A 5,587-nucleotide genomic window follows, 5' to 3' on the forward strand; every position below is an offset into this window, starting at 1 on the left:
GAGATAAAACAAACCAAGGGCTTGGTCGTTCTCATCGAGCCCAATGAAGTCTCGCATCGCAGTACTAGTCGCAGCAACATTGGTCGACCAGAAGCCGCCGAGTCCATACGCGGCTGCGGTTAAGTGCATGTTTTGCACGGCGCAAGCGACCGCTAATAGCTCATCCAGCAACGAGATCTTTTCGCTCGCTTGTCGTTTCATCCCAATCGCGATTACGACCGGAGCACAGGTTGCATTGACTCGCATCCCGTCGTATTTCTTTTGCTTGAACGTTTCCTCGGTCGTCAGACTCCTGTAGGTCTCGGCCAAGAATTCAGCCAATCGCTTTCGAGCATCGCCGCTGAACACCGTGAAACGCCAAGGTTCGGTCATCCCATGCGTGGGGGCCCAATTCGCATTTTCGAGTAATTCGTGAACGATTGCTTCGTCCACATCCCGGTCCGAATATTGCGTCGGTTTAATCGTCCGCCTCTGACGAATCACTTGGCTAACAGGAATCATATAAGTCCTTAAAAAAGGTGTCGCCTTAAAAAAGGTGTCGGACACCTTTTTGGTGGTTTGGGTAGTTTGGCGGTGAAAAAAGGTGTCGGACACCTTTTTTATTACTTTAGCTTCCACGATTCGTCGAAGAATCCGGCGTCGACAACGTTGCCGGGCCACAGCGAGTTCGCCGGAGTGCGAATGTCGATGATCGCCCAGTCGGGAAGCTTGGGGACTTGGCGAGCGTTGTTTAGATAGGCGTATTCGCGATAGGTAAACCCGCTGTTGATGACCACATAACGATTTGGGTTTTTGGGATTCGGGTAGATCATTACCGGTGCGTGATGAGCCGCGTCAACATGTTTGTCATGTCCAACCCTCACGCTGCTTTGGTCTTCGCTCCATTGGATGGGAAGTTCGCTGTGGATCGATTTGAGAAATGCGTTGCTCGAGGGGTCTCCGAACACAATCAGATGACTCGTCGCGATATCTTTGTCGCTAATTTCAGTATCCTGCTTGACGATCGCATCGCCGCGGAATTGACGCCGCCACTCACGCACCAAGTGATCCAATTCCGATTTTGCCCATGCGTCGGTCTCGGGGTGAAGTCCTTTGCCACTGGGGGCAATAATGATAAATCGATCCATGAACGCATCATCAATCGGTCCTTGTAACCCATGTCGTTTTGCAATGTTGTGTGGGGTGGGACGTGAGCCGATTTTCCATTGATCGCCATCACGATAGATTTGGCATTGCCATGATCGGTCCGATTCGGGACGTGGCCCCACCAGGATTTGCCGGTTCGCGGAAGTTTCACTGTCATTGTTGGGGCTGAAGTCAACGACCTCGATTTGCACGGGTTGGCGAAGATTGAATGGGGCGTCCCCTGCAGCGAGGTCAAGTTGCAGACCGCCGACGCCATCGACGGTTAAGTGAATCGTGTTTTCGGGGGCTGACAACGTGGCGTGGACGGTCGCACGTTTCCAGTGTTCGGTCAATTCATTGATGGTTAACCAAAACGATCGGTTGTAGCGTAGCGTGTAGGTAGTGAAGTCGACCGTCGTAGGAGCCCGATCCCGTCCTCGATCCGCAAGATTGGCAAGTTTGCTCTCGATGGTCGTTAGCGAATCGGGGTGAATCGCGTGCTTGGTTTGAGGGCCAATCAGGTGCGTTAGCTTCAGTCCTTGATCGCCCATCGCTTGTTCCATGATGTCGGCGGCTTGTTTTTGGATATCCAGTTCGCCGCTGTAAGCGATCGTCGACAAATTGAACAAGTTTGCGGCATATCCGGTGCAGTCGTATAGTTGCCAAAGCTTTGTCTCGTACCAAGTCGGGGTTAGAGTTTCACCTTGAAACGATTTCAAGAATTCAGGGGTCTCGGAGAAACCGGCACCCGGCGTAGCGGCAAAGAATTGGCTGGGGTAATGCACCGCGAATTGCCAGCAGCCTGCTCCGCCCATCGAGAAGCCACGAATGCTAATGCGGTTTTCATCAACCCGGTATTGCGACTTGGCATGATCGAGAGCTTCGAGCACATCGATTTCGCCTGCGAATTTAAAGGCGTTGCTGTAGCGACCGTAGGGATGCACGACCAGCGTGTTGGCGGGCGAGATTTGTCCGACGCGGTTCATGCGTTCGTGGATGAAAAGAGATTCCGTGGACCGTTCGCCACGTCCATGTAGCCATACATCCGTTCGATACTCGCTTGCTCCGGCGAATGCATACGACTCGGGGACAACGACACCGTAGGGCTGAACGGTGTCATCGATACGCGACTTGAATCCACGCACCAGCAAGCCGGTTTGCGTGGTCCAGGGAGCGTTTCCGTTTTTCAGTGCATCGGCGCGAGCATGACCTTCGGCCAGCACTTGGCGGGCTTTGCCAAGGTCGTTTTGGTGGAACAGTTCGCGGTGCCCAACCGCGTCTCGGATCGCTCGCGAGAAAATCTCGACATCGGGCAACAGCGATTGTACTTTCCGGTCTTTCGATTTGCGGAGCTGCTCGATTTTTGTATTCAGCTCTGCCAAACTGCCATCGAGCTCGTTTCGAACGACGGCGCTGAGTTCGATTCCTACGGGAGGCACCGCGCGAACGTTCTCGGCGATGTTGTCACCGGGGCCATCGGCGAGGGCCGAAGAGATGAGTAGCAAGAGGACCAGACAGACAGAGGCGTTTCGCATTGGGGGCGGCTTTCGGTGGGAGATTGGGAGAGTGGGAGGCAATTGTAATCCAACGTGACGGTGTCTTCAGCAGTGGGGGGGGAACCATCGCGGCACAAATAAAGCGAACCTTTCCTCGCGTCGCCGCGTCTAATCTCTCAATCCCCAGGCTCTAACCGCGCGGCATCGCACCCTTGTGGCTGTCGCATTCCACGATTTCTCTTAAAATCGCAAGCGGTTTTGGTGCTTTACAGCCCAATATGATGCCTGACGAGCACTTTCTGTGTCGCAAGAGGCCGCCGGTCTCCACAGGTGGAGTGTTCGGAACCTCTCAATCGGATATCTTTTCCTGAATGGATGTATCACCCGAATTAACCGACCAGCTGCTTCGTCATATCAGCTCGTCTATCTACCGCCCCAGCAAGCCCAAGCAAATCGCGACCGCGTTGAAGCTGGATTCCGATGGCTATCGCGAGCTTCGCCGAGTTGTCAAACAACTTGTGATCGAAGGCCGCGTGGTTTACGGATCGAATCACTTAGTGATTCCTGCTGGGGCGTTCGAAGGGGGCAGCGATTATGTTCGCGGCACCTTCCGTCGCGCGATGGGGGGGGGCTTTGGTTTTGTTCGCCCTGGCGAACATGATGACGACAGCGAAATAGCCGAGCATCTTTTTGTGCCGCCGGGTTCGACGCATGGCGCCCTCGAAGGCGACATCGTCGAAGTCAAATTGCAGCCGAGTCGCAAGGGAGGCCAAGAGGGCGTCGTTGTCAAGATACTTGAACGTGCTCGACGCCAATTCACTGGCACGTTTCGCATGATTCGCGGCGAGCCCGCGGTATTTCTCGACGGGACTCCCTACAGCCAACCTGTTTCGATCGGCGATGTTCGCGGGCTGCCGCTCAGTGACGACGACAAGGTGTTTGTCGAAATGGTCGAGTTTCCCGACGACGATGGTCACGGGGGCGAAGCGGTGTTGCTGGAGCGCTTGGGCAGCAGCACCAATCCGGCAATCGATACGCTGACGATCATGCGTCAGTACGGGTTGCCCGATAACTTTCCTGAAAACGTGTTGGACGGAGCACGCGAGCAAGCCGATGCGTTCAACGACGAGATTGTGCCGGAGGGACGCAAGGATCTGACCAAGCTGCTGACGATCACGATCGACCCCTTTGATGCTCGTGACTTTGACGACGCCATTTCGCTTGAGCGTGAAGAGGGGCGTTGGCGGCTGTGGGTGCATATCGCCGACGTCAGCAGCTTTATTCCCGAAGGAAGCGTGCTGGACGAAGAAGCCAAAAACCGGGCAACCAGTGTTTATTTGCCCGATCGAGTTGTGCCGATGATTCCTGAAATCATCAGTAATCACTTAGCCAGTCTGCAGCCCGATCGCATTCGATTGACCAAAACGGTCGAAATCGAAATGCTCGACGATCTAACGATCACGCATATCGAAGTTCACAACGCTGCGATCCTCAGTGACAAGCGGTTTACCTACGAGCAAGTCGACAAGTTTTTAGCGAACCCCGATGCTCAGCGCAAGCCATGGGGCGATGCGATTTGTGATCTGCTTTCACGGATGCACACACTTGCAATGCAGATGCGAAAGGCTCGCTTCAAGGGCGGTTCGTTGTCGTTGGACATGCCGGACGTCAAATTGGATTTTGATAAATCGGGAAAGGTTCGCGGGGCGCATTTGTCGGAAAACACCGAGAGCCATCAAATCATCGAAGAGTTCATGTTGGCGGGCAATCAGGCGGTTGCCTCGTGGTTGGATGATTTGGAATTGAACTTCTTGCACCGCATTCATGAACCGCCACAGCGACGAAAAATTCGCGATTTGCAGGTGTTTGTCCGTGATTTAGGATTGAATGTGGAGTCGCTCGAAAGTCGGTTCGAGATCCAACGTGTGCTCGACATGGTCGCTGGCACGCCGCTGGAGCAAGCGGTCAACTTTTCGGTTTTGAAATCGATGAACAAGGCGGTCTATGGGCCTCAGCGTGAAGGGCACTACGCGCTCGATATGGAGCACTATTGCCACTTCACCAGTCCGATTCGTCGTTATCCCGATCTGTCGGTTCACCGATTGGTGCAGAAGCTGATTGAGGGCCAGAAAACGCCGGATGAATCGTTTCAGGTGTTGTTGCGACTCGGGCATCACTGCAGTGATATGGAACGCAATGCCCAGCAGGCCGAGCGTGATTTGATCGAGTTAAAATTGCTTCATTTTTTGAAGAAGAAGGTCGGCGAAAAACTCGATGCCGTCGTCAGCCGTGTTTTTGCGGACGGGATTCACGCGCGTTGCATCAAGCTTCCCGTCGACGGTTTTTTGCCGGTCGCCGCATTGCCGAATGACAAGTATCGATTTGAACGTCAGGGACAGCAATTGGTTGGATTCCGCGACGGAAATCGTTTTCGACTGGGAGATTTATTAACGGTACAAATTGCGAAAATCGACCTTCAAGAACGCCAGCTGTTTTTTGATTTGGTTAAAAACCACTCCTCAGAAGCGGGCCCAGTGTCCTCAGGCCGTCCGAAACACAGCAAAGAACGGGTGGGGACAAAACGCAAGAATGAAGCTCGTCAAAAGAAGAAGCGGCGAAAGCGATAAAGCATTTGCGGCTTGGGGCTTTTCGATCGTGGTGTTCTGTATAAACTGACGCGTGTTGATCGGCATCCGTCGGTCACACACTGATCGTTGACATCACGGCCGCCTTTCCCCTGACTAACGCAACCGCGGTAGCTATCTGTGCTGCTTTGCCGGTGCTGAAAAATCGATGGACACTCCTGCCCCTAGCGGACTTGCCATGAATACCTCGCTTTCCACCACACCGTTGGATGCATGGCACCGGTCCGCCGGTGCAAAAATGGTCCCCTTCGCGGGCTATGAGATGCCGATCCAGTATTCCTCGATCGTCACCGAACACCAAGCGTGTCGAACATCGGCGGC

General features: G+C 54.0%; 3 protein-coding genes and 1 pseudogene. 2 read left to right on the forward strand and 2 right to left on the reverse strand.

Annotation, left to right across the window (positions count from 1 at the left end):
• On the reverse strand, positions 1 to 501 hold a 501-nt coding region (locus tag ABX962_RS28745), incomplete at its 3' end, for a nitroreductase (protein ID WP_372724639.1).
• 101 nt (positions 502 to 602) lie between these two features.
• Positions 603 to 2,660: a prolyl oligopeptidase family serine peptidase gene (locus ABX962_RS28750; RefSeq protein WP_372724641.1), complete on the reverse strand. Its 2,058-nt coding sequence runs from the start codon at positions 2,658 to 2,660 to the stop codon at positions 603 to 605.
• Between the two features lie 332 nt (positions 2,661 to 2,992).
• Here ABX962_RS28750 and ABX962_RS28755 point away from each other — a divergent pair, with 332 nt between their 5' ends.
• Positions 2,993 to 5,248: a ribonuclease R family protein gene (locus tag ABX962_RS28755; RefSeq protein ID WP_372724642.1), complete on the forward strand. Its 2,256-nt coding sequence runs from the start codon at positions 2,993 to 2,995 to the stop codon at positions 5,246 to 5,248.
• Between the two features lie 196 nt (positions 5,249 to 5,444).
• Positions 5,445 to 5,587 (forward strand): annotated as a pseudogene (locus ABX962_RS28760) (glycine cleavage system protein T); the annotation flags it as partial.

Source organism: Novipirellula sp. (genome assembly GCF_041583735.1).
Classification (GTDB): domain Bacteria; phylum Planctomycetota; class Planctomycetia; order Pirellulales; family Pirellulaceae; genus Novipirellula.